Below are 520 nucleotides of genomic sequence, written 5' to 3' on the forward strand. Positions count from 1 at the left end.
TATGAAGCAAAAGCAGCAGAAAGAAGTCGTAAAATTGACGAAGAAAATCGCAAATCAATGGAAAAATTGAAAGCTGAAATGAGAGCCAGAATTAAAAAAATGAGAGAAGAGAATCAAAAATTCCTTGCTGAACAAAGAGCAAAAGAGCGTGCTGAGGAAGAACGAAGAGCGAAAGAGCGCGCGGCAGAAGAACAACAAAATAACCATTAAGACACAATGAAGAGCGGAGCATCTCAATGGCAGTAGAAAGCAAAGGCATATTCACTTGGATAGATAATACTGTAATGCATTCCCTTACAAAAACAATGGATAGCGCCATTACACATCGCTATTGCGCTTTAGCTGCTCAACTTAAAGAGCTTTATGCACTCTATAATATATTTATGGCAACATTATGTCGCTGCTCTAGATTTATCATCACTGGTTATAAAAAACCAGAACATAGCAGAATTTAAAGATTGTGCTCAAAACTTGTAAAACTGAAAGGAAAAAGGGGAAATATTGATGAATAAAGTTCTCA

The 520-nt window shown here is 36.3% G+C and carries 1 protein-coding gene and 1 pseudogene; both read left to right on the forward strand.

Features of this window, described 5'->3' with window-relative positions; all coding sequences use genetic code 11:
• A pseudogene (locus tag ACFINR_RS09665) lies at window positions 1-210 on the forward strand (hypothetical protein); the annotation flags it as partial.
• A gap of 26 nt (window positions 211-236) precedes the next feature.
• Window positions 237-455 carry a hypothetical protein gene (locus ACFINR_RS09670; protein WP_375654261.1) on the forward strand — a complete coding sequence of 73 codons (219 nt, stop codon included), beginning with the start codon at window positions 237-239 and terminating at the stop codon, window positions 453-455.
• Window positions 456-520: the final 65 nt, after the last annotated feature.

Origin of the sequence: Bartonella sp. AP19HLJMH, from assembly GCF_042196245.1 — a bacterium.
Classification (GTDB): Bacteria; Pseudomonadota; Alphaproteobacteria; order Rhizobiales; family Rhizobiaceae; genus Bartonella.

What these genes read in the sequence shown, in the direction of transcription:
- ACFINR_RS09670 (WP_375654261.1), top strand. Translation starts at nt 237, where the DNA reads ATGGCAGTAGAAAGCAAAGGCATATTCACTTGGATAGATAATACTGTA.